Genomic DNA, 25,916 nt, shown 5'->3' with positions numbered 1-25,916 from the left:
TCCGGCGCGGGGCCGCGGCGGGCGGGGAGTCGTCGCTCGCACTTCGCTCCTGCCAAAGCGAAGCGGCCTCCCGCGCCGGAGGCGTTCGGTGCCGGGGCGCCGGCGGTGGCGCCCCGGTGGACGTGCGGGTGGTCGGGGGTGGCATCGCCGGGGAGCACTCCACGCCCGGGGATGATCACGTCGTACGCCATCGCGTCCCCTTCGTACGGCTCGCCGGCGCTCCGGCTCCTACGGCTCTCCCCCGGTTTCTAGCCCCGGGCGTGAAGCCCTGTCAATGTTTTGTCCGGACATTCGGACGAGATTTGGCGGGGTCGCTCCGGACCCCGTTGTCAGTGCCCGCGGCTACCGTGCGGTGGCATGCCGAACGCGTACACCGCCCTGTGGACCAATGACCTGTGCAAGGCCCTTGCCCGCGAGGGCTTTGCGGGTGAGCGCCTGACCGTGATGTTCGGCGGGCCGCACCAGTCGCTGCCGAGCTTCATACGCGCCGGGGTGCGCCCGGGTGACGTGATCCATCCGGTCCGGGTCTTCCGCAGGCGGCTGTGGGTGCTCGGGGCGATGGAGGTGGGACGCGTCCTGGACTACGACAGGGCGGGCGAGGCACTGGCGATGGAGGACTACCTCCGGCTCGTCCACTGGAAACCGCTGAAGGCGGGCTGTGTCAGCGAGGTCGTCGTCGGACCGCCCGGCAGCCCGCTCACCTTCGAGCGCCCCGTCCCGCCGGACCTCCTGGCCCGGCTCACCTACCGGTCGCAGCGGGGCGAGCGGCAGATCAAGCACGTGGTGGACGGCGAACTGCGCAGCGCGGTGAGCGTGCACGGCATCTACCGGCTGGCCCCGGAGTCCGCCGCGGAAGTGGAGTCCCTGGTACGGCAGTGACGCGCGCGTCGTCACAGGAGGCCCGGGATGTCAACGCGCCCCGCCGGTGAGCCGGGGTGCGCCTGTGCGTCAGTCCCGTCACAAACACTCCCGTGGTGTCACGGGCGTCACGCGTGCGCGGGCCTTCCGTCACACCCGGCGCACAGCCACTGACCCGCCGCCGCCGGGCCTCGTTCACCGGGCACAACCCCTGCCTGATCACCAACGCGCACCCGGCTCCCCCTGACGGCCGCCCCCGGCCGTCACCGCGGTGCGCGGGGAGGTGCGAACATGACCGACCGAACGCTGTGGTCCTACAAGGACATCGCCGCCCACATCAAGGTGCAGCCGGACACCGTCCGCTCCTATCGCAAGCACGGTCTGCTGCCGCCACCCGACCATGTGGAGGCGGGCAAGCCCTACTGGCGTCCCGACACCATCCGGAACTGGGTCGCCCGCCGTCCGGGCAACCGGGGGCGCAACAACAGCTGACCCCCGGCCGGAACCGCCGGTTCAGCTCCAGGGCTCGATGACCGTCACGCCCGCCCCCGCCGCCGTACCCATGGCCGCGAGGGCGGGCGGGACCGCCTCCAGGGCGATGGTGGAGGTCACCAGCAGATCGGGGCGGAGCACACCGGCACGGACCAGTTCCAGCATCGGCGGGTAGGTGTGCGCGGCCATGCCGTGGCTGCCGAGGATCTCGAGCTCCAGGGCGATGGCGCGGGCCATGGGGACGGGCGTGGTGCCCGTCGGTGAGGGCAGCAGGCCGACCTGGACGTGCCGGCCCCGGCGACGGAGGCTGTTGACGGAGGCGGCGCAGGTGACGGGTGCGCCCAGGGCGTCCAGGGAGAGGTGGGCGCCTCCGCCGGTGAGGTCGCGGACCGCCCCGGCCGTGTCCTCCACGAGCGCCGCGTCCACGCATTCGACGGCACCGAACTTCCGCGCCAGGTCGAGTGCCCCCGGCGACACGTCGACGGCGACGACCCGCGCCCCGGCCGCCGCCGCGATCATCACCGCCGACAGGCCCACCCCTCCGCAGCCGTGCACGGCGACCCACTCCCCCGCCGCCACCCGGCCCTGCTGCACCACCGCCCGGTAGGCCGTGGCGAAACGGCAGCCGAGGGAGGCGGCGGTCGCGAAGCTCATCCCGTCGGGCACCGCGACCAGGTTCACGTCCGCGTGGTCCAGCGCCACGTACTGGGCGAAGGAACCCCAGTGGGTGAAGCCCGGCTGGGTCTGGCGCTCGCACACCTGCTGGTCGCCGGCCGCGCAGGCGGGGCAGGAACCGCAGGCGCAGACGAACGGGACGGTGACCCGGTCCCCGGGCCGCCAGCCGGTGACCCGGGCGCCGACCGCCTCGACGGTCCCGGCGAGTTCATGGCCGGGGACGTGCGGCAGGGCGATGTCCGGGTCGTGGCCCTGCCAGCCGTGCCAGTCGCTGCGGCACAGACCGGTCGCCTCGACGCGGACCACGACGCCGTGCTCCGCCGGCTCCGGGTCCGCGACCTCCCGCACCTCGGCCGGTTCCCCGTACCGCTCGAACACCACCGCCCGCATGACCGGTCCCGCCTTCCGTTCCGGAAATCACCGTTCCGCCGGAACGCTATCCCCGGGCTCCGACTGTGTCGCGGGCGGCCTCGACCACCGCACGACGGGGAACTGGTCTCCGACTGTCGTGGATTAATACCCCCTAGGGGTATAGTGTGGGTGGTACGGGGAACACTACGCGCCCCCATGGCCCGTACGGGCCCGCATCACCCCACCCAGCACCACCCACGCCCCGACGAGGAGTAACGACATGACCTCCCAGACCGACACCCAGGGTTCCGTCACCACCGTCTACAAGGTGAGCGGGATGAGCTGCGGACACTGCGAGGGTTCCGTCTCCGGCGAGATCTCCCAGATCGCCGGTGTCAGCTCGGTGCGGGCGGTCGCCTCCTCCGGTGAGGTGACCGTCGTCTCCGCCGCCCCGCTCGACGAGGAGGCCGTCCGCGCCGCCGTCGACGAGGCAGGCTTCGAGCTGGTCGGCAAGGCCTGAACCGGCCCCCGCCCCCACGCGCGGCGTGACCCGGGCCGCAGCGGCCACTCGTACGATGCGGCCCGGCACGCCACCGTCCCCGGAGCCCCGAAGGTCCCCGGAGCCCCGGACGTCCTTGGAGTACGGACATGACCAGCACCACCGCCACCGAGGCACCGGCCGCCGGACAGCCGGCCCTCTCGGAGGTCGAGCTGCTCATCGGCGGGATGACCTGCGCCTCCTGCGCGGCCCGCGTCGAGAAGAAGCTCAACCGCATGGACGGCGTCACCGCCACGGTGAACTACGCGACGGAGAAGGCCCGGATCACCTACCCGCCGGGCATCGAGGTCGCCGACCTGATCACCACGGTGGTACGGACCGGCTACACCGCCGAGGAACCCGCGCCCCCGCGGGAGGAGACACCCGCCGCCGCGGAGGCCGACCCCGAGCTCGCGGCCCTGCGCCGACGCCTGACCGTCTCCGCGCTCCTCGCCCTGCCCGTCGTCCTGCTGGCGATGGTCGCGCCCCTCCAGTTCGACAACTGGCAGTGGCTCTCGCTCACCCTCGCCGCGCCCGTCGTGGTCTGGGGCGCCGCCCCCTTCCACCGGGCCGCCTGGACCAACCTGCGGCACGGCGCGGCCACCATGGACACCCTGGTCTCCGTCGGCACGCTCGCCGCGTTCGGCTGGTCCCTGTGGGCGCTGTTCCTCGGCGACGCGGGCATGCCCGGCATGCGGCACCCCTTCGAGCTCACCGTCGCCCGCGCCGACGGCGCCTCCACGATCTACCTGGAGGTGGCCGCGGGCGTCACCGCGTTCCTCCTGCTCGGCCGCTACCTCGAGGCCCGTTCCAAGCGCCGCGCGGGCGCGGCCCTGCGGGCGCTGATGGAGCTGGGCGCCAAGGACGTGGCCGTCCTGCGCGACGGGCGTGAGGTGCGGATCCCGGCGGAGCGGCTGGCGGTCGGCGACCGGTTCGTCGTACGGCCCGGGGAGAAGATCGCCACCGACGGCACGGTGCTGGAGGGCGTCTCCGCCGTGGACGCGTCGATGCTGACCGGCGAGTCCGTCCCCGTGGACGTCACCGTCGGCGACAACGTCACCGGCGCCACCGTCAACGCCGGCGGGCGGCTCGTCGTCGAGGCCACCCGGATCGGCGCCGACACCCAGCTCGCGCGGATGGCGAAGCTGGTCGAGGACGCGCAGAACGGCAAGGCGCAGGTACAGCGCCTCGCCGACCGGATCTCCGCGGTCTTCGTCCCCGTGGTGCTGCTGATCGCGGTCGGCACCTTCGGGGTGTGGCTCGGCGCCACCGACGACACGGTGGCCGCGTTCACCGCCGCCGTCGCCGTACTGATCATCGCCTGCCCCTGCGCCCTCGGGCTCGCCACCCCGACCGCGCTGATGGTCGGCACCGGGCGGGGCGCCCAGCTCGGCATCCTGATCAAGGGGCCCGAGGTCCTGGAGTCCACCCGCCGCGTCGACACCGTCGTCCTGGACAAGACCGGAACCGTCACCACCGGCCGGATGACCCTCCAGGGGGTGTACGTCGCCGAAGGCACCGACGAGCGGCGGCTGCTGCGGCTCGCGGGCGCCCTGGAGCACGCCTCCGAGCACCCCGTCGCCCGTGCGATCGCCGCGGGCGCGGAGGAACGCGCCGGCGCGCTGCCGGGGGTCGAGCACTTCGAGAACGTCCCCGGCCGGGGCGTACGCGGGCGGGTGGAGGGCCACGAGGTGGCCGTGGGCCGGCTGCTCTTCGAGGAGCTGCCGCCGGAGCTGGTCCGCGCGAGGGACGAGGCCGAGCGGGACGGGCGTACGGCCGTCGTGGCCGGCTGGGACGGGGTGGCGCGCGGTGTCCTCGCCGTCGCCGACGCCGTGAAGGAGACCAGCGCCGAGGCGGTGCGCGAGCTGCGCGCGCTGGGCCTCACGCCGGTGCTGCTGACGGGTGACAACCGGACCGTGGCGGAGGCGGTGGCGCGGACCGTCGGCATCGACCAGGTGATCGCCGAGGTGCTGCCCGAGGACAAGGCCGACGTCGTACGACGGCTGCGGGACGAGGGGCGCAGTGTCGCGATGGTCGGCGACGGCGTCAACGACGCGGCCGCGCTGGCTGTCGCCGATCTGGGTCTCTCCCTGGGCACCGGAACGGACGCGGCGATCGAGGCGGGCGACCTGACCCTGGTCCGCGGCGACCTGCGGGTGGCGGCGGACGCGATACGGCTCTCCCGGCGCACGCTGGCCACCATCAAGGGCAATCTCGTCTGGGCCTTCGGCTACAACGTGGCCGCGCTTCCGCTGGCCGCGGCCGGGCTGCTGAACCCGATGATCGCCGGTGCTGCCATGGCGTTCTCCTCGGTCTTCGTGGTGACGAACAGCCTGCGCCTGCGGGCGTTTCATTGAGGTCTCAAGTTGGGGCGGACCCCTGTCGTCCGGTACGACCCTCACATAAGCTCTTCACAAGGCTCGCGCATCATCCTTACGCTTGAGTCCCGTGAGCGGTTTGCGGGCTCTTGCGCAGCTTGGGGAGATACGCAAGAGACGCAGATCACAGTGATCTGAACGTAACCATCGAAGGGGTTCGAAGGTCTAAGTTGGCGATGTCGGGCAGCGTCTTGGGGGGCGCTTCCTGGCATCTGGGGATGTCTTGGGGGACTTTCCCAGAGATTGCGTTGCCGGGGCACGTACCCAGCGGGGAGCTTTGAGCGGCCCTCCCGACGTGCGGGTCCCGGCAGACCGCACACCGACGAGTGCGGTGGGTTTCAGGCCCGCTCGTACTCACACAGCGATTCAGGCGCTGTCCTCACAGACGCCCGGCCGGATCCCGTGGGGGGAATCCGCACCGGGACATGGGAAGGCGCCCTGACTTCGTCGGCCCGTGGGGGGACCGGCGGTCAGGGCGCCTTCTTCTTTACATCTACGGTTGTGCAACACCCCTAGGGGCGCGGGAAACTGCGCGACCAGCCACAGCCGACCCGCAGTCGCCCACGCTCCTTCAGCGACGAACTCTCAGGCGCACCGCACCCGCCCCACCGGCAGGTGTCAGCGCTCCTCGACCGGAACGAAGTCCCGCTCCACGACACCCGTGTAGATCTGGCGCGGGCGACCGATGCGGGAACCCGGCTCCTTGATCATCTCGTGCCACTGGGCGATCCAGCCCGGCAGCCGGCCGAGGGCGAACAGGACCGTGAACATCTCGGTCGGGAAGCCCATGGCCCGGTAGATCAGACCGGTGTAGAAGTCCACGTTCGGGTAGAGGCTGCGCGAGACGAAGTAGTCGTCGGAGAGCGCGTGCTCCTCCAGCTTCAGCGCGATGTCCAGCAGCTCGTCGGACTTGCCGAGGGCGGACAGCACATCGTGCGCGGCGGCCTTGATGATCTTGGCGCGCGGGTCGAAGTTCTTGTAGACCCGGTGGCCGAAGCCCATCAGGCGGACGCCGTCCTCCTTGTTCTTCACCTTGCGGATGAAGGAGTCGACGTCGCCGCCGGCGTCGCGGATGCCCTCGAGCATCTCCAGCACCGACTGGTTGGCGCCACCGTGCAGCGGGCCCCAGAGGGCGTTGATGCCCGCCGAGATCGAGGCGAACATGTTCGCCTGCGAGGAGCCGACCAGGCGGACCGTGGAGGTCGAACAGTTCTGCTCGTGGTCCGCGTGCAGGATCAGCAGCTTGTCCAGGGCGGAGACGACGACCGGGTCGAGCTCGTACTCCTGCGCGGGCACCGAGAAGGTCATGCGCAGGAAGTTCTCGACGTAGCCGAGGTCGTTGCGCGGGTAGACGAACGGGTGACCGATCGACTTCTTGTACGCGTAGGCCGCGATCGTCGGAAGCTTGGCGAGCAGACGGGTCGTCGAGAGGTTGCGCTGACGCTCGTCGAACGGGTTGTGGCTGTCCTGGTAGAACGTCGACAGCGCCGAGACCACCGAGGACAGCATGGCCATCGGGTGGGCGTCGCGCGGGAAGCCCTTGTAGAAGTTCTTGACGTCCTCGTGCAGCAGCGTGTGCTGCGTGATGTCGCCCTTGAACGCCGCGAGCTGGTCGACGGTCGGCAGCTCACCGTTGATCAGCAGGTACGCGACCTCCAGGAAGGTGGAGCGCTCGGCCAGCTGCTCGATCGGGTAGCCGCGGTACCGGAGGATGCCGGCCTCGCCGTCGAGATAGGTGATCGCGGATTTATAGGCGGCGGTGTTGCCGTAGCCGCTGTCCAGCGTCACCAGACCGGTCTGGGCTCGGAGCTTCCCGATGTCGAAGCCCTTGTCGCCGACGGTGCTGTCGATCACCGGGTAGGTGTACTCGCTGCCGTCGTACCGCAGTACTACAGAGTTGTCGCTCACGTCTTCCCTCACCGACGTTGTGCCTCATCTTCGAGGTGCCCTGACTGTCTCTACCATCCCCCACTCGGCTCAGGAGAGTGCACTCGGGGTCGACCATCGGGCCTATTGGCGGCACTGAGTGCCGCCAACTTGCCCATCCTGCCTCCTGTGTTCCCCATCCGGAAGGGCTCTGTGACCTTCACGACTCATTTGATCGATCATTTTTTGATGACGGACCGCTCACAGGGGCGGTCCGCGCCTCCGAGAGGCGGGATCCGGCGAGGCGGAAATCGAGGGCCGTGCACCGGCGGCCCGCCGAGACCGTGCGCACCGCCTGGCCGATCGCCTTGCGGGAGCCGACGAGCACGACCAGCTGCTTGGCCCGGGTGACCGCCGTATACAACAGATTGCGCTGGAGCATCATCCAGGCGCCCGTGGTCACCGGGATGACGACCGCCGGGTACTCGCTGCCCTGGGAACGGTGGATGGTCACGGCATAGGCGTGGGCCAGCTCGTCCAGCTCGTCGAAGTCGTACGGCACCTCCTCGTCCTCGTCGGTCAGCACCGTCAGGCGCTGGTCGACCGGGTCGAGCGAGGTGACCACGCCCACGGTGCCGTTGAAGACCCCGTTCTCCCCCTTCTCGTAATTGTTGCGAATCTGGGTGACCTTGTCGCCGACGCGGAAGACCCGGCCGCCGAACCGCTTCTCGGCGAGGTCGGGGCGGCCGGGGGTGACGGCCTGCTGGAGCAGCCCGTTGAGCGTGCCCGCACCGGCCGGTCCCCGGTGCATGGGGGCGAGCACCTGCACGTCCCGGCGCGGGTCGAGCCCGAACTTGGCCGGGATGCGCCGGGCCGCCACGTCCACGGTGAGCCGCCCCGCCTCCTCGGTGTCGTCCTCGACGAAGAGGAAGAAGTCCTTCATGCCGTCGGTGACGGGATGCTGCCCGGCGTTGATCCGGTGCGCGTTGGTCACCACGCCGGACTGCTGGGCCTGCCGGAACACGCGGGTGAGCCGGACGGCGGGGACGGGGCTGTCGGCGGCCAGCAGATCCCGGAGCACCTCCCCGGCGCCGACGCTGGGCAGCTGGTCGACATCGCCCACGAAGAGCAGGTGGGCACCCGGCGGAACCGCCTTGACCAGCTTGTTCGCGAGCAGCAGGTCCAGCATGGACGCCTCGTCGACCACCACCAGGTCGGCGTCCAGCGGCCGGTCCCGGTCGTAGGCGGCGTCGCCGCCGGGCTTGAGCTCAAGGAGTCGGTGGACGGTGGACGCCTCGGCGCCGGTCAGCTCGGCGAGGCGCTTGGCCGCGCGGCCGGTCGGGGCGGCGAGGACCACCTTGGCCTTCTTCGCCCGCGCCAGCTCCACGATCGACCGCACGGTGAACGACTTGCCGCAGCCGGGCCCACCGGTGAGGACGGCGACCCTCTCCGTGAGGGCCAGCCTGACGGCCGCCTCCTGCTCCGGCGCGAGCTCCGTGCCCGTACGCCCCTTCAGCCAACCGAGCGCCTTGTCCCACGCAACGTCCCGGAACGCCGGCATCCGCTCCTCGTCCGTGCGCAGGAGCCGCAGCAGCTGGGCGGAGAGGGCGACCTCGGCGCGGTGGAAGGGGACGAGGTAGACGGCGGTGACGGGATCACCGCCCTGCGGGTCGGGCACCTTCTCCCGTACGACGCCGGGGTCCTCCCCCTCTTCCGGCTCGGCGGCCAGCTCAGCGAGGCACTCGATGACCAGCCCGGTGTCGACTTGCAGCAGCTTCACCGCGTCGGCGATCAGCTTCTCCTCGGGGAGGTAGCAGTGCCCCTGGTCGGTGGCCTGCGACAGCGCGTACTGGAGGCCGGCCTTCACGCGGTCGGGGCTGTCGTGCGGGATGCCGACGGACTGGGCGATCTTGTCGGCGGTGAGGAAGCCGATGCCCCAGATGTCGGCGGCGAGCCGGTACGGCTGGTTCTTCACCACGGAGATCGACGCGTCGCCGTACCTCTTGTAGATCCGGACGGCGATCGACGTCGACACCTCGACGGTCTGGAGGAAGAGCATGACCTCCTTGATCGCCTTCTGCTCCTCCCAGGCGTCGGCGATCTTCTTGGTCCGCTTCGGCCCGAGCCCGGGGACCTCGATGAGCCGTTTCGGCTCCTCCTCGATGATGGTCAGCGTGTCGACGCCGAAGTGCTGCGTGATGCGGTCGGCGAAGACCGGCCCGATGCCCTTGACCAGCCCGGATCCGAGGTAACGCCGGATGCCCTGGACGGTGGCGGGCAGCACGGTCGTGTAGTTCTCGACGTGGAACTGCTTCCCGTACTGCGGATGCGACCCCCAGCGCCCCTCCATCCGCAGGGACTCCCCCACCTGCGCACCGAGCAGCGCCCCGACGACGGTCAGCAGATCACCGGCACCCCGGCCGGTGTCGACACGGGCGACCGTGTAGCCGTTCTCCTCGTTGGCGTACGTGATCCGCTCCAGGACGCCGGTCAGCTCGGCAAGACCCGGCCGACCCCCTCGGTCCGGTCCCCTCTCCGCGCCAGACACGGTCCCACCTGCCCTTCGCGTCTTCGTGTGAACAGGAGGCTATCGGGGGCCTCGGACAACGCGGCCGGAAGATTTACCCAAAACCTATTGACTCGGGAGATAAAGGGCGTAGAAGTAGTTAGTAGACGGCAACACCGAAAGAGTCACGAAGTCGACGAGGACGTCTAGCCGACGGAGTGACTTGGACAGGATGTCGTTCAGGCCCCCGGCAAGCCGGCGCGATACCGAGGCGACAGTGACGACTGAAGCTTCAGGACACGTGCAGCACTACCGGGGACTGTTTTTTGCCCTCCGGGCCTATTTCAGTGTCCAACCTGAAGGCGTGCTGGTCGGTAGCCTTGAGGCGTGGACTACGCGAGGATGCGTGCCATCGCCGAAGAGCTCGGGGCGTACGCGGAACGGCTCGAAGGGGCCTGGAGCGTCGAGATCGGGCCGTCGGGCCCCGTACTGGCCATGGTGTGCCCGTCCAAGCGGCGTGAGGGCACGGTTCGACGCATCTGCAAGCAACTGGACGCGCAACTCCTCACCACCCACCCGGGTTACATCTGCGCGAACGGCCCCGAGATCGAGCATCAGGAGCTCGGCCGCCTGCGCCGCCCTGATGCTGTCGTCATCCCCGAGGCCACCCTCGACGAAGAGGGCCTTGCCGTCGACGCGACGCAGGTGCTGGCCGTCATCGAGATCGTCTCGCCGTCCCACCCGAACAACGACTACGACGAGAAGCTGGCCGAATACCCGGCCATGGGAATCCCGCACTACATGATCGTCGACCCACGCACCGGCACGATCCAGGTGCACTCCGAGCCGTGCAAGGGCCGCTACAGCGGTAAGGAGCCGTACGTCTTCGGCGACTCGGTGCCGTTCGGCCCGTGGACGGTGGAAACGGCGGAGTTCCGCCGGTACGGCAGGGACGGTTAGCGCGCGTTCGACTTGAGTGCTTCGAGGAAGGGTGCGAAGGCCTCCGGCGGGAAGGTGAGGGTGGCTCTGGTGGGGGCCTTGGAGTCGCGGACGGATATGTGGGTGGGTGAGTTCGCGATCTCCACACAGTTGTTGCCGTCGTCGGGGCCCGAATAGGACGATTTCCGCCAGTTGTCCATGAGTCTCACAGCTCTTTCGCCAGCCGGCTGATGAAGTCACGCGACCGCTCGAGGTCGAGCGATGCGGCTTCCACCTTACGGAAGCGCGTTCGAAAGGCAGCGAGTTGTGCTTCGGAATCGATGAACGCCGAGCCGTGTGGCACGTCGCGCACCACGGTGTCCAGCTTGGGCACGGGACCACCTGCATAGGTCATGGCGCTGGCCGCCCTGGCGAAGCCGTCCAGGTCGAAGGGAATGACGCGCACGGTGATGTTGTCCGCTTCGGAGCGTTCCAGAAGCCTGGCGAGTTGAGCCCGGGAGGCAGCACGGTCACTGACCCGGATACGCAGGGCGGACTCGTGGATGACCAACTCGTATGAGCACGTGATCTGCTGGCGCCTCATGCGGTGGCTGACGCGCAACTCAAGTTCTTCATACGTGAGTTCAGGAACTCGGGCGGAAAAGACCGCACGCGAGTAATCCTCCGTCTGGAGCAGGCCCGGCACATAGAGAATCGCCACCTCCCGCAAGAACGTGGCGTGGTGTTCCAGTTCGGCGAGGTCCAGGAACGACGTGGGCAGGTGGCCCCGGTACTCCTCCCACCAGCCCTGTGTCCGGTCAGTGGCCATGGCGGTCAGGGCTGCGATGAACTCTTCGTCCGTGCACGCGTAGTGGGATGCAAGGCGGCGCAGTCGCTGCTCACTCACACCCGCTGCCCCGGTCTCGATCTGAGTGATCTGAACCCGGCTCACCCCGAGCAGCGCCGCCGCCTCCACGGTTGTGAGTCCTGCCGCTTCGCGGAGCCTGCGCAGCTCAACCCCGAGGCGCACCTGACGTGCGGTTGGTTCGCGCCTGAGGACCATCAACTGCTCCTTGGTTCAACGTGCCCGCCAGTGCTGCCCGTTCGGGTTCAGATTACGCGATCGACTTGCCTGGGATTACGCGTAAGCCCTACCGTCAGTGACGCGGCGCACACCGTGCGAAACCGGAAGCGCACCGCCCCGTCCTGCCATGACGGCTGCGGCAATGACACCGGGCCCGCCCTCAACGCCTCCCCACCACACCGGAGTTCCGCATGCCCGAAAACGCTCCCTGGGAGTACTCCCTCCACATCCCCAACGACCCCCGTGCCGTCACCATCAGCCGCCGCACCCTGCGCCTGATCCTCACCATGCACGGACTGATCCGCCTCGTCGACGTGGCCGAACTGCTCGCGACCGAGCTGGTTTCCAACGCCGTGCGGCACACCAAGGGGCCCGCCGCCCTCCGTGTGCGCTGGTCGCCGCCGGGGACGTTGCGCATCGGGGCGTGGGACGCCGACCCCGAACCTCCGGAGCCGCCGGAGCCGTTCGAGCGGGCCGCGGAGCGGGAGGACGGGCGGGGGCTCGCGCTGGTGCGGGCGTGTGCCGATGTGTGGGGCTGGCAGCCGCTGGTCAGGGACGGCAACCGGGGCAAGTACGTGTGGTGCGAGCTGGCGCCCGCACAGCAACCCGGACTTGACCCTCACGTTGCGTGAGGCCCAAGAGTGGCCGCATGAGCGACTACTACGACGCCTTCGAGATGAGCCCCGTACCCACGCCCGGCCCGGACGCCGTACCCCCGGAGCCGTTCCGCGGCATCTACGGGATGCCCGCGTTCGTGACGATCCCCACGAACGATCTCGCGGCCTCGGTGGACTTCTGGACGCGTGGGCTCGGGTTCTTCGAGCTGTTCGCCATCCCCGGCACGCTCGTGCATCTGCGCAGGTGGGCGTTCCAGGACGTACTCCTCGTCGCGGAGGGGACCGTTCCGGAGCAGGCGCCGGCGATGAGCTTCAGTTTCGCGGGGGTGCTCAGCCAGGTCGATTCCCTCGTCGAGGCCTGCCGTGCCCTGCGCCCGGACTCGGTCGACGGCCCACGGGACACGCCCTGGAACACCCGCGACGTCACCGTGATCACCCCCGAGAACGCCCGGATCGTGTTCACCGCGGCGAAGCCCTTCGACCCGGAAAGCCAGGAGGCGCGGGACCTCGAAGCCATCGGGATCAGCGCGCCCGGCGCCGGTCGTCACGGCGACAATGGGGAACATGCCTGATGCCACCGACACCGACGGCCTGACCGTCGGTCAGGTCTCGACGCGGCTGGGCGTGACGGTCCGCGCGCTGCACCACTGGGACGAGATCGGTCTGGCGCGACCGTCGCTGCGCACGGCCGCCGGATACCGGCTCTACACGGCGGGCGACCTGGAACGCCTGCACCGCATCGTCGTCTACCGGGAGCTCGGCCTCGGTCTGGACGGGATCCGGGCCGTCCTGGACGACTCGGCCACGGACGTGCCGGGGGCGCTGCGCGCACAACGCGCCCAGGTCACCGAGCGGATCGAGCGCCTCCAGCGGCTCGGCGCCGGGCTGGACCGGATGATCGACGCCCATGAGCGCGGCCTGCTGCTGACCGTCGAGGAGCAGGCCGCGGTCTTCGGCCCGCGGTGGGACCCGGAGGGACCCGCCGAGGCCCGTCGGCACTACGGCGACACCACGCAATGGCGGCAGTACGCCGAACTCTCCGCCTCCCGCGGTCCGGAGGAGTGGCAGGCCGTCACCGACACCGTCACCGCCCTCGACCGCGCGCTCGCGGACGCGATGGACGCCGGCGTCGCACCGGGCAGCCCCGAGGCGAACCGGCTCGTCGAGCGGCACCGCGAGGTCTTCGCCTCGTACTTCCCCCTCACCCGGCGGATGCAGGTCTGCCTCGCCCGCAGGTACGAGGCCGATCCGGGGTTCGCCGCGCACTACGACGGCGTCCGCGTCGGCCTCGCCGCCTGGTTCCGGCGGATCGTCGACGCCAGTGCGCGCGCCCACGGCATCGACCCCGACACCGCCACCTGGGAGTAGGACCCAAGGCACGGACCTCGGGTCACGATTCGGTTTCGGCCACCCGCCACCCTCTTGCCATCCGCCCGTGTAATCGTTTCCAATCCTCCGTGTAATCGATTCCACGAGGAGGTGGAACGGCGATGGCGAGCATCAAGGACGTCGCCGCCGAGGCGGGGCTGTCCGTCGCCACGGTGTCGCGGGTGCTGAACGACCATCCGTCGGTCAGCGAGGACGCGCGCCGGCGCGTGACGGCCGCCGTCGAGCGGCTGGCCTACCGTCCGAACGCCGTCGCCCGGTCGCTGCGGACGGACCAGACCCGCACCCTCGGGCTGGTCATCAGCGATGTGATGAACCCGTACTTCACCGAGCTGGCCCGCTCCGTCGAGGAGGAGGCCCGCGCGCTCGGGTACAGCGTGATCATCGGCAACGCCGACGAGCGGCCCGATCTCCAGGACCACCACGTCACCGGCCTGCTGGACCGGCGTATCGACGGGCTGCTCGTCTCGCCGACCGACGGTGGTTCGCCGGGGATGCTGGCCGCCGCGCGGGCCGGGACGCCCATGGTGTTCGTCGACCGCTGGATCCCCGGCGTCGACGTGCCCGTGGTCAGGTCGGACGGGCGAGGCGCCGTACGGGACCTGGTCGCGCATCTGTACGGGCTCGGGCACCGACGGCTGGCGATCATCGCCGGACCGGCCGCCACCACCACCGGCCGCGAGCGCGTGGACGCCTTCCGTGAGGCGCTCGGCGCGTACGGGCTCGCCCTCCCCGACGCCTACATCGGCCAGGGCGACTTCCAGGCCGACAGCGGACGCCGGGTCACCGAGGGCTTCCTCGATCTGCCCGAGCCGCCCGAGGTCGTGTTCGCCGCGGACAACCTGATGGCGCTCGGCGCCCTGGACGCCGTCCGGGCGCGCGGGATGCGGGTCCCCGACGACATCGCGCTGGCCGCGTTCGACGACATCCCCTGGTTCGTGCACACCGATCCCCCGGTCACCGCCATCGCCCAGCCGACCGGCGCGCTGGGGCGGGCCGCCGTCCGCGCCCTGGTCGACCGGATCGAGGGCAGACCCGGCGAATCCGTCACCCTCCCCGCCCGGCTCGTCGTACGCCGCTCGTGCGGCGAGCCGGCACCCGCACTGTCCCCCTCCCCCGTACGAAGGAGTACGCCGTGAGCAACCCGGACGAGTTGCTGCGCATCGAGGGCATCCGCAAGACCTTCCCCGGTGTGGTCGCGCTCGACAGCGTCGACTTCGACCTGCGCCGGGGCGAGGTGCATGTGCTCCTCGGTGAGAACGGCGCGGGCAAGAGCACGCTGATCAAGATGCTCTCCGGCGCCTACACACCCGACACCGGCCGGATCGTGGTCGGCGGCGAGGAGGTGCGCATCCACGGTGCGCAGGACTCCGAGCGGCTCGGGATCGCCACCATCTACCAGGAGTTCAACCTCGTACCCGATCTGACGGTCGCCGAGAACATCTTCCTCGGCCGGCAGCCGCGCCGGCTCGGGATGATCGACCGGAAGAAGATGGACGCCGACGCCGAGGTGCTGCTCCGGCGCGTGGGAGTCAACGTCTCGCCCCGCGCCCGCGTGCGCGAACTCGGTATCGCGCGGCTCCAGATGGTCGAGATCGCCAAGGCGCTCAGCCTGAACGCGCGCGTGCTCATCATGGACGAGCCGACCGCCGTACTGACCTCCGAGGAGGTCGACAAGCTGTTCGCGATCGTGCGGCGGCTGCGCGAGGACGGCGTCGGGATCGTCTTCATCACCCACCACCTGGAGGAGATCGCCGCCCTCGGGGACCGGGTCACCGTCATCCGGGACGGGCGGAGCGTCGGACAGGTGCCCGCCTCCACCGCCGAGGACGAGCTCGTCCGGCTCATGGTCGGGCGGTCCATCGAGCAGCAGTACCCGCGCGAGCGCACCGACACCGGTGCCGCGCTGCTCAAGGTCGAGGGACTGACCCGGGACGGCGTCTTCCACGACGTGGGCTTCGAGGTGCGGGCCGGTGAGGTCGTCGGCATCGCGGGGCTCGTCGGGGCCGGGCGGACGGAGGTCGTCCGGGCCGTGTTCGGCGCCGATCCGTACGACGACGGAGCCGTGCACGTCGACGGCGCGCCCCTGCGCCGCCACGACGTGAACGCCGCCATGGCGGCCGGCATCGGGCTCGTGCCCGAGGACCGCAAGGGCCAGGGTCTGGTGCTCGACGCCTCCGTCGAGGAGAACCTCGGTCTGGTCACCCTCCGGTCCACCTCCCGCGCGGGGCTCGTCGACCTCAAGGGGCAGCACGAGGCGGCGGCCCGGATCGCCGGACAGCTCGGCGTGCGGATGGCCGGTCTCGGGCAGCACGTGCGGACGCTGTCCGGCGGCAACCAGCAGAAGGTCGTCATCGGCAAGTGGCTGCTGGCGAACACCAAGGTCCTCATCCTCGACGAGCCGACGCGCGGCATCGACGTCGGCGCCAAGGTCGAGATCTACCAGCTCATCAACGAACTGACGGCCGCCGGTGCCGCCGTCCTGATGATCTCCAGCGATCTGCCCGAGGTGCTCGGCATGAGCGACCGGGTGGTCGTCATGGCGCAGGGCCGCGTCGCGGGCGAACTGGCCGCCGAGGAGGCCACCCAGGACGCCGTGATGGCGCTCGCCGTCAGCACTCCCCACAGCAACAACGGAACGGAGGCCTCCGGTGGCCACTGACACGCTCAAGAGCAAGCCGGGCGCGCAGGGCGGCGCCACGGGCGGCCTGCGCCGCCTGCTCCTCGACAACGGCGCGCTGACCGCGCTGATCGTCCTCGTGATCGCCATGTCGGCGCTGTCCGGGGACTTCCTGACCGCCGACAACCTCCTCAACGTCGGCGTCCAGGCCGCCGTGACCGCGATCCTCGCCTTCGGCGTCACCTTCGTGATCGTCTCGGCGGGCATCGACCTGTCGGTCGGCTCGGTGGCCGCGCTGTCCGCGACCGTGCTGGCGTGGAGCGCGACCGAGGCCGGGATCCCGGTCGTGCTCGCGGTCCTGCTGTCCGTCGCGACGGGCATCGCCTGCGGTCTGGTGAACGGCTTCCTCATCTCGTACGGGAAACTGCCGCCGTTCATCGCGACGCTGGCCATGCTGTCGGTGGGGCGCGGTCTGTCGCTCGTCATCTCGCAGGGCTCGCCCATCGCCGTCCCGGACTCGGTCTCGCACCTCGGTGACACGCTGGGCGGCTGGCTGCCCGTGCCGGTCCTCGTGATGATCGTGATGGGCCTGATCACCGCGTTCGTCCTCGGACGGACCTACATCGGCCGTTCCATGTACGCCATCGGCGGCAACGAGGAGGCCGCGCGGCTGTCCGGCCTGCGGGTGAAGCGGCAGAAGCTCGCCATCTACGCCTTCTCCGGCCTGTTCGCCGCCGTCGCGGGCATCGTGCTCGCCTCCCGGCTGGCCTCCGCGCAGCCGCAGGCCGCGCAGGGCTACGAACTGGACGCGATCGCCGCCGTCGTCATCGGCGGCGCCTCCCTCGCGGGCGGCACCGGCAAGGCGTCGGGCACCCTGATCGGCGCGCTGATCCTGGCGGTGCTGCGCAACGGCCTCAACCTGCTGTCCGTGTCCGCGTTCTGGCAGCAGGTCGTCATCGGTGTCGTCATCGCGCTGGCGGTGCTCTTCGACACGCTGCGCCGCAAGGCGGGCGCGACCACCCCGGCCGCCGGGGCGTCCGGGGGCGGGAACCGGGGCAAGCAGGCACTGACGTACGTGATCGCGGCCGTCGTCGCCGTCGCGGTCGTCGGCGCGACCTCGCTGCTGCACAACGGGTCCTCGGCCGGCAGGACGCAGAAGATCGGCCTGTCGCTGTCGACGCTCAACAACCCGTTCTTCGTGCAGATCCGCAACGGCGCCGAGGAGGAGGCGAAGAAGCTGGGCGTCGACCTGACGGTCACCGACGCCCAGAACGACGCCTCCCAGCAGGCCAACCAGTTGCAGAACTTCACCAGCGGCTCGCTCTCCTCCGTCATCGTCAACCCGGTGGACTCCGACGCCGCCGGTCCGGCGGTGCGCGGCGCCAACCAGTCCGGCATCCCCGTGATCGCCGTGGACCGCGGCGTCAACAAGGCGGACACGGCCGCGCTGGTCGCCTCCGACAACGTCGAGGGCGGCCGGCTGGGCGCCAAGGCGCTCGCCGAGAAGCTCGGCGGCAAGGGCACGATCGTCGTCCTCCAGGGTCAGGCCGGCACGTCCGCCAGCCGCGAGCGCGGCGCGGGCTTCGCCGAGGGTCTGAAGGACTACCCGGGCATCAAGGTCGTCGCCAAGCAGCCCGCGGACTTCGACCGCACCAAGGGCCTGGACGTGATGACGAACCTGCTCCAGGCGCACCCCGACATCAACGGTGTCTTCGCCGAGAACGACGAGATGGCGCTCGGCGCGATCAAGGCGCTCGGTTCGAAGGCCGGGAAGTCGGTCCAGGTCGTCGGCTTCGACGGCACGCCGGACGGGCTGAAGGCGGTCGAGGCGGGCACGCTGTACGCGTCCGTCGCGCAGCAGCCGTCGGAGCTGGGCAGGATCGCGGTGCGGAACGCGCTGCGGGCCGCCGACGACGAGAAGGTGGAGACCATGGTGAAGGTGCCGGTGAAGGTGGTCACCAGGGAGAACGTGGCCGGCTTCGAGGGCTGACACGGGCACAGGGGCACAGGGGCGGGCGGCCACGACGGCCGCCCGCCCTCCGCACTCGGATCGGAGAGCGATTCATGTACGACTACGACCTCCTGGTCGTCGGCTCGGCCAACGCCGACCTGGTGATCGGTGTCGAGCGCCGGCCGGGCGCCGGGGAGACGGTGCTCGGCTCCGACCTGGCCGTCCATCCGGGCGGCAAGGGCGCGAACCAGGCGGTCGCCGCCGCCCGGCTCGGTGCCCGTACGGCGCTGCTGGCCCGGGTCGGCGACGACGGGCACGGGCGGCTGCTGCTGGACTCGCAGCGGACGGCCGGGGTGGACACGGTGGGCGTGCTGGTGGGCGGGGCGCCGACCGGGGTCGCGCTGATCACGGTTGACCCGTCGGGGGACAACAGCATCGTGGTGTCGCCGGGTGCCAACGGGCGGCTGACGCCGTCCGACGTGCGGGCGGCCGGGAGCCTGTTCCACGCCTCCCGGGTGGTCTCCGCGCAGCTGGAGATCCCCCTGGAGACGGTCGTGGAGGTGGTGCGGAGTCTGCCGCCGGGCACCCGTTTCGTACTGAACCCGTCCCCGCCGCGACCGCTTCCGGCGGAGGTGCTGGCGGCGTGCGATCCGCTGATCGTCAACGAGCACGAGGCGAAGGTCATCCTGGGTGACCGCGCCGAGGTGGGGGACGGGCCCGAGGACTGGGCGCGGCTGCTGCTGGCGAAGGGCCCCCGTTCGGTGGTGGTGACGCTGGGCGGGGAGGGCGCGCTGGTGGCCTCGGCGGAGGGCGTCCACCGGGTCGCGTCCGTCAAGGTGCACGCCGTGGACACCACCGGTGCGGGTGACGCGTTCACGGCCGCGCTGGCCTGGCGGCTGGGGGCGGGCGAGCCGCTCGCCGAGGCCGCGGCGTACGCGGCCCGGGTGGGGGCGGCGACGGTGACGAAGCAGGGCGCGCAGGTGTCCTTCCCGACGGCGGCGGAGGTCGCGGCGCTGTGAGGAGGCACGGAATCCTGAACCGGCATCTCGCCGGTGCCCTCGCCGAACTGGGGCACGGTGACGGGGTGCTGGTGTGCGACGCCGGGATGCCGATACCCGACGGGCCGCGCGTCGTCGATCTGGCCTTCCGCGCGGGGGTGCCGTCGTTCGCGGAGGTGCTGGAAGGGCTGCTGGACGAGCTGGTCGTGGAGGGCGCGACGGCGGCCGTCGAGGTGCGGGACGCCAATCCGGCGGCGGCCGAGCTGCTGGCGGGCCACTTCCCCGGTCTCGCACTCGTCCCGCACGAACGGCTCAAGGAGCTGACCGCCGGCGCGCGGCTCGTCGTCCGCACCGGTGAGGCACGGCCGTACGCGAATGTGCTGCTGCGCTGCGGGGTGTTCTTCTGACAGCAGTCGGCGTACGAACTTCGAGGGGGCCCGGTCCGTCGACCGGGCCCCCTCGGTTCCCTCCCCGTCAGAACCTCTCAAGTCCCCCCCGGGTCCCCTCCCCAGAAGTTCCGACGCACAGTACGACCCGCGGGGTGCGGCGAGGGTTGCACGGTCTTCCCGGAATTTTTCCGGCGCGGGTTCCCTACGATGGTCCCGGGCAGGATGCGGTCGTCCGGTACGCGTTGGGGGCGTGTGACGATGCTGGTGCAGGAGTTCCGGACCGAGGTGGTGCCGCCCGCCGAGCGGTGGGACCTCTGGCAGGACATCGCCACCCGCACGCATGTGCCCAATCTGCTGCGCAGTGAGCGCAGCGACGACTTCCGGGCCGGGATGCGGGTGTTACCGCTGGGGGACGTGCAGATCGCCGAGCTGGACCTGCCGCACCTGGACACCGTGCGCACGGCGCGGACCATCCGGCGTTTCGACCCCGAGATCTTCCAGATCAACTGCCAGCTCTCCGGCGACGGCGGGATGGCGCAGGACGGCACCGAGGCGGTGTTCGGGACCGGGCACCTCATCATGGCGGACAGCAGCCTCCCCTACGAGGCCCGCATCAACCGGACGTCGCAGCGGTCCACGACGGTGATCGTCAGCGTGCCCCGGACCCGGCTGCCGCTGCCGCCGCGTTCGATGCGGCGGCTGCTGGCGGTGCCGGTTCCGCTGGACCGGGGCATGGGCGGCGCGCTGCACCGCTGGCTGGCCGATGTCGCCCGGCGGGCCGACGAGTTCTCCGAGACCGACGCGCCGGCGCTGGCCTCGGTGACCACGGATCTGCTCGCCTCCGTACTCGGCGGCTGCCTGGACTCCGAGGACCTGCTCCCCCCGGAGTCCCGCCGGCGCGCCCTGCGCACCCGGATCCGGGACTTCATCGACCGGAACCTGGGCGATCCGTCGCTGTCCCCGGCGACGGTCGCGGCGGCGCACGGCATCTCGGTGCGCCATCTGCACCAGCTGTTCGCGGCGGAGGGCGAGGCGCCGGCGGCCTGGATCCGGCACCGCCGGCTGGAGCGGTGCCGCCGCGACCTGGCCGACCCCCGGCTGCGGGGCCGCTCCGTGCACTCCATCGCCGCGCAGTGGGGGTTCACCGACGCGGCCACGTTCAGCAGGGTCTTCCGCCGCGTCTACGGCATGACACCGACCGACCACCGCCATCACCACGCCAACCGTTAGGGCGTGTCTTTCGCCGTTCTGCCGGAATCGACAAGATCCCTGCACGGACCGTCAAGGATTCAAGCGTCCGGTGGCCTCATGCTGGTGCCTGTGCACAGTGGGGGCTGTGCACAGCGGGGAGCAGGGGGGGAAGCAACGTGCGGTGCCGGCAGTACGTCGGCGTCCGGTCCGGCACCGCACCGCTTGCGCTCGCGCAGGCCCCGGGGGTGGCCGGTGCCCCTGCACCCGCCACCCCGGCGGGCCTGCGCGTCACCCCGCGGGTGCCCTCTCCCCACACCCATCGCCTGTCCTGCTGATACAGGCGCACCGACCGACCCCGCGTCCGCTCGAAGGACCGACGGCATCGGCATCGTCCCCAACATGTCCGGATCGCGTCACACCACGATCAACGGCGTTGCGTCCGCAACGGGTTGTACGACAACATGATCGAACAGGTTTGTGATGGCGCACGTGACGCACGGGGGTGACACACGTGAAGTTCGACATGGGGTCCACGACCCTGTCGGATCTGGGCAAGAACACGGTCGGTTCGAGCACCGACCTGGGCACGCTGATCCGCTGGCTCGTCCAGGCGGCCGAGCCGCTGGAGGGCAAGTTCAACGGCTCGGGAAAGGTCGCCTTCGACTCGTTCAAGACGCGTGCGGACGAGATCACCGCCGCGCTGAACGAGTCGCTCAACGCGATCCTCGGAGGCCAGGGCGGTATGGAGACCGCGTTCGCCACCGGTGACACCGAACAGCAGGACAACGCCCAGAAGAACATGGGCGCGGCCAACTTCGACGCGGCCCGCTTCGGCGCGCGTTAGAGCCGACCAGGGCCGTGACCGACAAACTCAGGGGGTTTTGACGATGGGCCAGAATCTGGACCGCCGCTCCTACGACACCGGCGCATCGAGCGAGGTGCAGGGTGGTCTGCAAGGAATCATCGGGCAGTTGGAGCGCGTGCTGGCCGACCGCGACAAGGCCGTGAAGGCCGCCATGGCCGACTTCCAGGCCGACGGTGTCTCCGAGGAGTACCACGGCAAGGAACTGCGCTGGAACCGCGCGGCCAACGAGGTGCGCAGCATCATCCAACTGGTGCGCAACACCCTTGAGGACAACGACGGGACGGCCCAGTCGACGATGGCGAGGGCGCGGGCGGCGGTCGACAACATCGGCTGACGCGGGCTCGTCGCCCGGACGACGGCACTCGGGAGTACGGGGAATCCACATGACGGGGTGGGACATATCGCCGTCGGGCGTGCAGCACGTCCTGACGAAGACGGCGCAGGCGGCCGAGGGCCTCTCGGACACCGGAAAGGCCCTCCAGGAGACCATGCCGAGCGCGGCGAAGTCCGCCGGCACGATCCAGCAGGGCGGCGTGGAGAAGAGCGGCGTCCAGGGGCCTGTCGCGGCGGCGCTGGGTGAGTTCTTCACCGCCTACCAGGAGAAGCTGATGTACGTCGCGGTGCGCACGTCGAACTCCCTCAACGGAGCGGCCGCCGCGACCAACGCGTACGTGAAGGGTGACCTGGACATGGCCGCGCAGGCTCAGGCGAACGCGCTGAAGGAACCGAAGATCGACCTGCCGGGCGCGGAGGGGCAGGGGGGCCGGTGAGCGCGGACCTCATCGATCCGCAGAACATCCCGCAGTTCACCGGCGATCTGGAACAACTGGGCACGGACAGCCTGCTTCTGACGGCAGAGGCCCTCGTTTTCCGCCAGTCGGGGTCGGACGTGCACACCCGCTTCCAGGGGCTGTCGGCGTGCTACACCGCTCCCGAGGCGGAACAGCTGTTCGCCACGACCGCGCCGGTGGCGGCCAAGGCCGACGAGTTCGCCGACGATCTGGAGAAGGTGGCGGCGGCCCTCAGCTCCTACGAGACGGAGATCCAGCCGCTCGTGGCCAAGCTGAAGAGCCTCAAGCAGCGTGCGGAAACCTTCCGGCACCAGATCGCGGGGGACGACGACTGGCGCGAGGACGAGGACAACGTCCAGCTCAACAACGACCTGGTGCACGACGTCAACGCCACCACGGCCGCCTTCTGGCAGGCGGAGATCACCTGCCACAACAAGATCACCGCCCTGGTGGGCGGCTCGACGCTGATCCTCGAGGACGGCGCGCAGAAGCGCCTGCTGGAACGCGGTACCAGCACCTACGGCTTCACCGCCGATCTCCTGAACCAGTCCGAGGAACTGCCCTGGGGCAAGACCGTGGAGAAGGAGCGGCACGGGCTCGACTGGCTGGGCCACCAGCTGACGGAGTTCGGCAAGGGCTTCGTCGTCGACGGGGTGTGGGGCACGATCCGGGGCCTCGGCACCCTCGTGGGCGTCGACGGCTGGGACGCGGCGGGTGAGGCCTGGAAGGGGCTCGGCAAGCTCGCGACCGGCGTGCTCATCACCGCGATTCCCGTCGTCGGCGTCGCGTACTGGAGGATGCCCGAGGACAAACTGCCCTCCTATCTGCGCGACTCCCGCAACACGGTCAAGGAGGCGGGCAAGGCGCTGGTCGCCTGGGACCAGTGGGGGAAGAACCCGGCTCGGGCGGGTGGCGCGGTCACCTTCAACGTCCTGACGACGGTCTTCACGGGAGGGGCCGGAGCGGCGGCGAAGGGCGGCGCGGTGGCCCGCACGGTGGGCGCTCTCGGCAGGACGGCCCGGCTGGTCGACCCCATGACCTACCTCGGCAAGGCCGCGAAGTTCGGCACGGTCAAGGTCACCGACCTGTTCGCCGGCCTGCGGGGCGTGCACGCGGGCGCCTACGACGACATCCTCTCCGGCGCGGGGCGGGTCCAGCCGGACGGCAGCGTGGTGCGGGTCGCCGACGACACGCCGGTCATCCGTGACAACGTCGTGGAATGGCCGGACGGAACCCGGCTGAACCTGGACGACGGCTCGGTCGTACGGGCGGACGGGACGACGGCACCGGCGAAGGTGGAACTGTCGGCGGCGGACCGGGAGTTGCTGGAGCGGAGCCTGCGGCACGAGGAGGGTGTGCTCGTCGGGGCGGGCGAGCGGGCAGGCGTGCACGCGGCCGGGGAAACGGCGGCCCACGTCGGCGGTGACGCGACGGGCCGGGCCGGCGGGAACACGGCGCCGACCGCTCACGTTGGTGAGCACTCCGGGACGCGCGGCACGGACACGGTGCCCGCACGCGACACCGGGGGCCATGCGGCGGGCGGTGACGGGCACGCGGGCGGCGGAGCCGACAGTGGCTCGATCCCCGCCCAGCACGGCGGGACCGGTGGCGGTCGCGGAGGCGGAGACGGCTCGGGCGGATCGCCGTCCGGCAGCCGCGATCCCCTGGATGTCGAACGCGAGATCATGCGCCGGCAGGTCGAACGGGCCAACAACGACCCCCAGTGGTTCAGGGAGCACTACCGCGAGAACGGCTATCGGCGCTCCACGTCCGCCAAGGGCGGATACGACCAGGCCGTGCCCCAGCTCACACGCAACCCGTTCGCGCCGCCCAAGTGGATCGCGGCGAGTGACATGCCTCCGGCGATCAAGGAGGACTATGTGCGCCCCGATCCCATCCGGGGCAAGGCATCGGACCTCGCCGACGAGATCCTCGAGGACCTGAACAAGCAGGCCGCGAAGCGGGACGCGGCCATCACTGCCGACAACGCGGCGGAGGGCGCCCTCGCAGCCGCGGAGAAGGCCTACGCGGCCAACCCCACGGACGAGCTGGCCGCCGCGAGGGATCTCGCCGACAAGACGCACTCACCGCTCCACGGCGACGCCCGTCGGCAGAGCGAAATGCTCGGCGAGTACGCCGCCGAACGCCACGCGATCCCGGAGCACTACGCGGGTGCGGTGCGCTTGGACGACGGGGCGTTCGGGAACAATCGGTTCGACCAGGTGTACCGGACGCCGGACGGCCGGTATGTCGTCGTCGAGGCGAAGGGGTCCACGAAAGCCTCCCTCGGAGTGCGCAAGGGGCATAGTGGGCGGTTGGTGACACAGGGGACGAAGGAGTACTTCGAGACCATTCTCCTGGAAATGGAGAAGAGAGCTGCGAAGCTCCGCAAGGACGGTCACCTCGATCGAGCCAGAGCTGAACGCGCCTTGGCTCGGGACCTGAAAACCGCGCTGGATGCGAACAAGGTGGACTATGTCCTCGTGAAAGCCAAACCTGACGGGGCTAAGTACGCTGGCTACGAAATGAAGCAATTCAAACTCACGAGATGAGGAAGCAGTTCATGCCGACGCGCGTCTCCCGACCTGCGCAGGGAATCGGCCATCCGAACCCCGACGAACTCAGACGAGAACTCAACGAGGACACACTCGAGGACATCGAGCGGCTCGAGGAGTGGCCTCAGAGTTTCGGCATGACCTTCAGCGGCGCCTTGCACACCGCCAAGCTCCAGTGCTCCCTCGACCCCACAGCGGACAAGCTGGAGACATGGGAAGCCTGGGTCATGGCCATGCAGGTCGGGTCCGCTCTGTTCGCGTCGGCCACCGCCCCGGAGGGCTCCACCGTCGAGTGCATGATCGGCCACGAGGTACGGACGATCCCCGCCGTGGGGATCACGCATTTCGTGGACGCCGGTACCTGGCTGGAAGCCTTCTGGCTGGCGATCGTCTGCCGGGACCAGGCGCGCATGACCCAGCTGTGCGAGGTGCCGATCGAGACGCTCCGGGCCTCCGGCGCCGTGTTCGAGGAGTACATCTACCACTGGGTCGATGCCCTCCAGACGTACTGGCTGGAGCGTCCGGGGCTCGGGGAGAAGCTCGTCGCCGCGTTCGACGGGACCGACCCGGACCGGCTCCGGTTCATGGACCGCGAGATGATGCTCAAGGTCCTGTATCCGCCGATCAATCTGTTCTACCGATTCGTCAGCAGAGACGCGGACAAGTTCAACGAAGCACTGGTCCAGGCGCTCGAGCTGCACAAGGAGTACTGGACGGCGAGCGAGGAGCGCCAGGAGACGGGGGACGGGGATGTTCCCCTCGCGATCCTCGCCCTCACCTGCCTCGCTCACGACGCCGGACTGCCCGTCGAGGTGGAGTCGGAGTATCTGCCCGAGAACCTGCTCAAGCGCAGTTGGCTGGGCGAATTCCCGACGTGACACGAGGTA

At 70.3% G+C, this 25,916-nt stretch carries 24 protein-coding genes; 19 read left to right on the top strand and 5 right to left on the bottom strand.

The window, feature by feature from the left end:
* Positions 1-357: 357 nt before the first annotated feature.
* Together ACZ470_RS01560 and ACZ470_RS01555 are read left to right on the top strand one after the other, a co-directional pair.
* Positions 358-879: a hypothetical protein gene (locus ACZ470_RS01560; protein WP_468423363.1), complete on the top strand. Its 522-nt coding sequence runs from the start codon at positions 358-360 to the stop codon at positions 877-879.
* 270 nt (positions 880-1,149) lie between these two features.
* A complete protein-coding gene (locus ACZ470_RS01555; RefSeq protein WP_468423362.1) occupies positions 1,150-1,350 on the top strand; it encodes a helix-turn-helix transcriptional regulator in 201 nt (66 codons plus the stop codon).
* Between the two features lie 21 nt (positions 1,351-1,371).
* Here ACZ470_RS01555 and ACZ470_RS01550 read toward each other — a convergent pair whose 3' ends face one another.
* A complete protein-coding gene (locus ACZ470_RS01550) occupies positions 1,372-2,415 on the bottom strand; it encodes a zinc-dependent alcohol dehydrogenase family protein (protein ID WP_468423360.1) in 1,044 nt (347 codons plus the stop codon).
* Between the two features lie 241 nt (positions 2,416-2,656).
* Between ACZ470_RS01550 and ACZ470_RS01545 the strand changes: the two genes are divergently transcribed.
* Both ACZ470_RS01545 and ACZ470_RS01540 read left to right on the top strand, forming a co-directional pair.
* The gene (locus ACZ470_RS01545; RefSeq protein WP_468423358.1) at positions 2,657-2,896 is read left to right on the top strand and encodes a heavy-metal-associated domain-containing protein; all 240 of its coding nucleotides are present in this window, start codon (positions 2,657-2,659) and stop codon (positions 2,894-2,896) included.
* 128 nt (positions 2,897-3,024) lie between these two features.
* The gene (locus ACZ470_RS01540) at positions 3,025-5,271 is read left to right on the top strand and encodes a heavy metal translocating P-type ATPase (protein ID WP_468423356.1); all 2,247 of its coding nucleotides are present in this window, start codon (positions 3,025-3,027) and stop codon (positions 5,269-5,271) included.
* A gap of 639 nt (positions 5,272-5,910) precedes the next feature.
* Here ACZ470_RS01540 and ACZ470_RS01535 read toward each other — a convergent pair.
* A complete protein-coding gene (locus tag ACZ470_RS01535) occupies positions 5,911-7,200 on the bottom strand; it encodes a citrate synthase (RefSeq protein ID WP_468423354.1) in 1,290 nt (429 codons plus the stop codon).
* A gap of 178 nt (positions 7,201-7,378) precedes the next feature.
* Positions 7,379-9,706 carry an SF1B family DNA helicase RecD2 gene (gene recD2, locus ACZ470_RS01530; protein ID WP_468423352.1) on the bottom strand — a complete coding sequence of 776 codons (2,328 nt, stop codon included), beginning with the start codon at positions 9,704-9,706 and terminating at the stop codon, positions 7,379-7,381.
* Between the two features lie 345 nt (positions 9,707-10,051).
* Here recD2 and ACZ470_RS01525 point away from each other — a divergent pair, with 345 nt between their 5' ends.
* Complete coding sequence (locus ACZ470_RS01525; protein ID WP_468423350.1) at positions 10,052-10,624, top strand: Uma2 family endonuclease; 573 nt, start codon at positions 10,052-10,054, stop codon at positions 10,622-10,624.
* Here ACZ470_RS01525 and ACZ470_RS01520 read toward each other — a convergent pair.
* The gene (locus tag ACZ470_RS01520) at positions 10,621-10,803 is read right to left on the bottom strand and encodes a DUF397 domain-containing protein (RefSeq protein WP_468423348.1); all 183 of its coding nucleotides are present in this window, start codon (positions 10,801-10,803) and stop codon (positions 10,621-10,623) included. The genes ACZ470_RS01525 and ACZ470_RS01520 overlap by 4 nt on opposite strands.
* A 5-nt stretch (positions 10,804-10,808) precedes the next feature.
* Positions 10,809-11,645 (bottom strand): helix-turn-helix domain-containing protein, encoded by an 837-nt coding sequence (locus ACZ470_RS01515; protein WP_468423346.1) that lies wholly within the window; start codon positions 11,643-11,645, stop codon positions 10,809-10,811.
* Between the two features lie 212 nt (positions 11,646-11,857).
* Between ACZ470_RS01515 and ACZ470_RS01510 the strand changes: the two genes are divergently transcribed.
* From ACZ470_RS01510 to ACZ470_RS01445, 14 genes are all read left to right on the top strand, one after another.
* Positions 11,858-12,298, top strand: a complete 441-nt coding sequence (locus tag ACZ470_RS01510; RefSeq protein WP_468423344.1) for an ATP-binding protein — start codon at positions 11,858-11,860, stop codon at positions 12,296-12,298.
* A 17-nt stretch (positions 12,299-12,315) separates the two neighbouring features.
* Positions 12,316-12,855, top strand: a complete 540-nt coding sequence (locus tag ACZ470_RS01505; protein ID WP_468423342.1) for a VOC family protein — start codon at positions 12,316-12,318, stop codon at positions 12,853-12,855.
* Entirely contained in the window at positions 12,848-13,651 is an 804-nt protein-coding gene (locus tag ACZ470_RS01500) for a MerR family transcriptional regulator (RefSeq protein ID WP_468423340.1), read from the top strand. The genes ACZ470_RS01505 and ACZ470_RS01500 overlap by 8 nt, the downstream gene beginning before the upstream one ends.
* A gap of 122 nt (positions 13,652-13,773) precedes the next feature.
* Entirely contained in the window at positions 13,774-14,808 is a 1,035-nt protein-coding gene (locus ACZ470_RS01495; protein ID WP_468423338.1) for a LacI family DNA-binding transcriptional regulator, read from the top strand.
* Positions 14,805-16,331 (top strand): sugar ABC transporter ATP-binding protein, encoded by a 1,527-nt coding sequence (locus tag ACZ470_RS01490; RefSeq protein WP_468423336.1) that lies wholly within the window; start codon positions 14,805-14,807, stop codon positions 16,329-16,331. Before ACZ470_RS01495 ends, ACZ470_RS01490 begins: the two co-directional genes overlap by 4 nt.
* A complete protein-coding gene (locus ACZ470_RS01485; protein ID WP_468423334.1) occupies positions 16,321-18,279 on the top strand; it encodes an ABC transporter permease/substrate-binding protein in 1,959 nt (652 codons plus the stop codon). Before ACZ470_RS01490 ends, ACZ470_RS01485 begins: the two co-directional genes overlap by 11 nt.
* Positions 18,280-18,353: 74 nt before the next feature.
* Positions 18,354-19,259, top strand: coding sequence for a ribokinase (locus tag ACZ470_RS01480; protein WP_468423332.1), 906 nt, complete (start codon positions 18,354-18,356; stop codon positions 19,257-19,259).
* Positions 19,256-19,645 carry a D-ribose pyranase gene (rbsD, locus tag ACZ470_RS01475; RefSeq protein ID WP_468423330.1) on the top strand — a complete coding sequence of 130 codons (390 nt, stop codon included), beginning with the start codon at positions 19,256-19,258 and terminating at the stop codon, positions 19,643-19,645. The genes ACZ470_RS01480 and rbsD overlap by 4 nt, the downstream gene beginning before the upstream one ends.
* 240 nt (positions 19,646-19,885) lie before the next feature.
* The gene (locus tag ACZ470_RS01470; protein WP_468423328.1) at positions 19,886-20,857 is read left to right on the top strand and encodes an AraC-like ligand-binding domain-containing protein; all 972 of its coding nucleotides are present in this window, start codon (positions 19,886-19,888) and stop codon (positions 20,855-20,857) included.
* A 472-nt stretch (positions 20,858-21,329) separates the two neighbouring features.
* Positions 21,330-21,662, top strand: a complete 333-nt coding sequence (locus ACZ470_RS01465) for a hypothetical protein (protein ID WP_468423326.1) — start codon at positions 21,330-21,332, stop codon at positions 21,660-21,662.
* Positions 21,663-21,705: 43 nt separating this feature from the next.
* Positions 21,706-22,017, top strand: coding sequence for a pore-forming ESAT-6 family protein (locus tag ACZ470_RS01460; RefSeq protein ID WP_468423324.1), 312 nt, complete (start codon positions 21,706-21,708; stop codon positions 22,015-22,017).
* Positions 22,018-22,066: 49 nt separating this feature from the next.
* A complete protein-coding gene (locus ACZ470_RS01455) occupies positions 22,067-22,453 on the top strand; it encodes a DUF6507 family protein (protein WP_468423322.1) in 387 nt (128 codons plus the stop codon).
* Positions 22,450-25,026 (top strand): hypothetical protein, encoded by a 2,577-nt coding sequence (locus tag ACZ470_RS01450; RefSeq protein WP_468423320.1) that lies wholly within the window; start codon positions 22,450-22,452, stop codon positions 25,024-25,026. Before ACZ470_RS01455 ends, ACZ470_RS01450 begins: the two co-directional genes overlap by 4 nt.
* Positions 25,023-25,907 carry an immunity 49 family protein gene (locus tag ACZ470_RS01445; protein ID WP_468423318.1) on the top strand — a complete coding sequence of 295 codons (885 nt, stop codon included), beginning with the start codon at positions 25,023-25,025 and terminating at the stop codon, positions 25,905-25,907. The genes ACZ470_RS01450 and ACZ470_RS01445 overlap by 4 nt, the downstream gene beginning before the upstream one ends.
* Positions 25,908-25,916 lie beyond the last annotated feature (9 nt).

The organism is Streptomyces sp. NPDC031111 (assembly GCF_055570675.1).
This window is presented reverse-complemented; position numbering and strand designations above follow the sequence as displayed.

Excerpts from the sequence above, each read along its gene's own strand:
- ACZ470_RS01560 (WP_468423363.1), top strand. The coding sequence starts at position 358 with ATGCCGAACGCGTACACCGCCCTGTGGACCAATGACCTGTGCAAGGCC.
- ACZ470_RS01555 (WP_468423362.1), top strand. The coding sequence starts at position 1,150 with ATGACCGACCGAACGCTGTGGTCCTACAAGGACATCGCCGCCCACATC.
- ACZ470_RS01550 (WP_468423360.1), bottom strand. The coding sequence starts at position 2,415 with ATGCGGGCGGTGGTGTTCGAGCGGTACGGGGAACCGGCCGAGGTGCGG.
- ACZ470_RS01545 (WP_468423358.1), top strand. The coding sequence starts at position 2,657 with ATGACCTCCCAGACCGACACCCAGGGTTCCGTCACCACCGTCTACAAG.
- ACZ470_RS01540 (WP_468423356.1), top strand. The coding sequence starts at position 3,025 with ATGACCAGCACCACCGCCACCGAGGCACCGGCCGCCGGACAGCCGGCC.
- ACZ470_RS01520 (WP_468423348.1), bottom strand. The coding sequence starts at position 10,803 with ATGGACAACTGGCGGAAATCGTCCTATTCGGGCCCCGACGACGGCAAC.
- ACZ470_RS01515 (WP_468423346.1), bottom strand. The coding sequence starts at position 11,645 with ATGGTCCTCAGGCGCGAACCAACCGCACGTCAGGTGCGCCTCGGGGTT.
- ACZ470_RS01510 (WP_468423344.1), top strand. The coding sequence starts at position 11,858 with ATGCCCGAAAACGCTCCCTGGGAGTACTCCCTCCACATCCCCAACGAC.
- ACZ470_RS01505 (WP_468423342.1), top strand. The coding sequence starts at position 12,316 with ATGAGCGACTACTACGACGCCTTCGAGATGAGCCCCGTACCCACGCCC.
- ACZ470_RS01500 (WP_468423340.1), top strand. The coding sequence starts at position 12,848 with ATGCCTGATGCCACCGACACCGACGGCCTGACCGTCGGTCAGGTCTCG.
- ACZ470_RS01495 (WP_468423338.1), top strand. The coding sequence starts at position 13,774 with ATGGCGAGCATCAAGGACGTCGCCGCCGAGGCGGGGCTGTCCGTCGCC.
- ACZ470_RS01480 (WP_468423332.1), top strand. The coding sequence starts at position 18,354 with ATGTACGACTACGACCTCCTGGTCGTCGGCTCGGCCAACGCCGACCTG.
- ACZ470_RS01470 (WP_468423328.1), top strand. The coding sequence starts at position 19,886 with ATGCTGGTGCAGGAGTTCCGGACCGAGGTGGTGCCGCCCGCCGAGCGG.
- ACZ470_RS01460 (WP_468423324.1), top strand. The coding sequence starts at position 21,706 with ATGGGCCAGAATCTGGACCGCCGCTCCTACGACACCGGCGCATCGAGC.
- ACZ470_RS01455 (WP_468423322.1), top strand. The coding sequence starts at position 22,067 with ATGACGGGGTGGGACATATCGCCGTCGGGCGTGCAGCACGTCCTGACG.
- ACZ470_RS01445 (WP_468423318.1), top strand. The coding sequence starts at position 25,023 with ATGAGGAAGCAGTTCATGCCGACGCGCGTCTCCCGACCTGCGCAGGGA.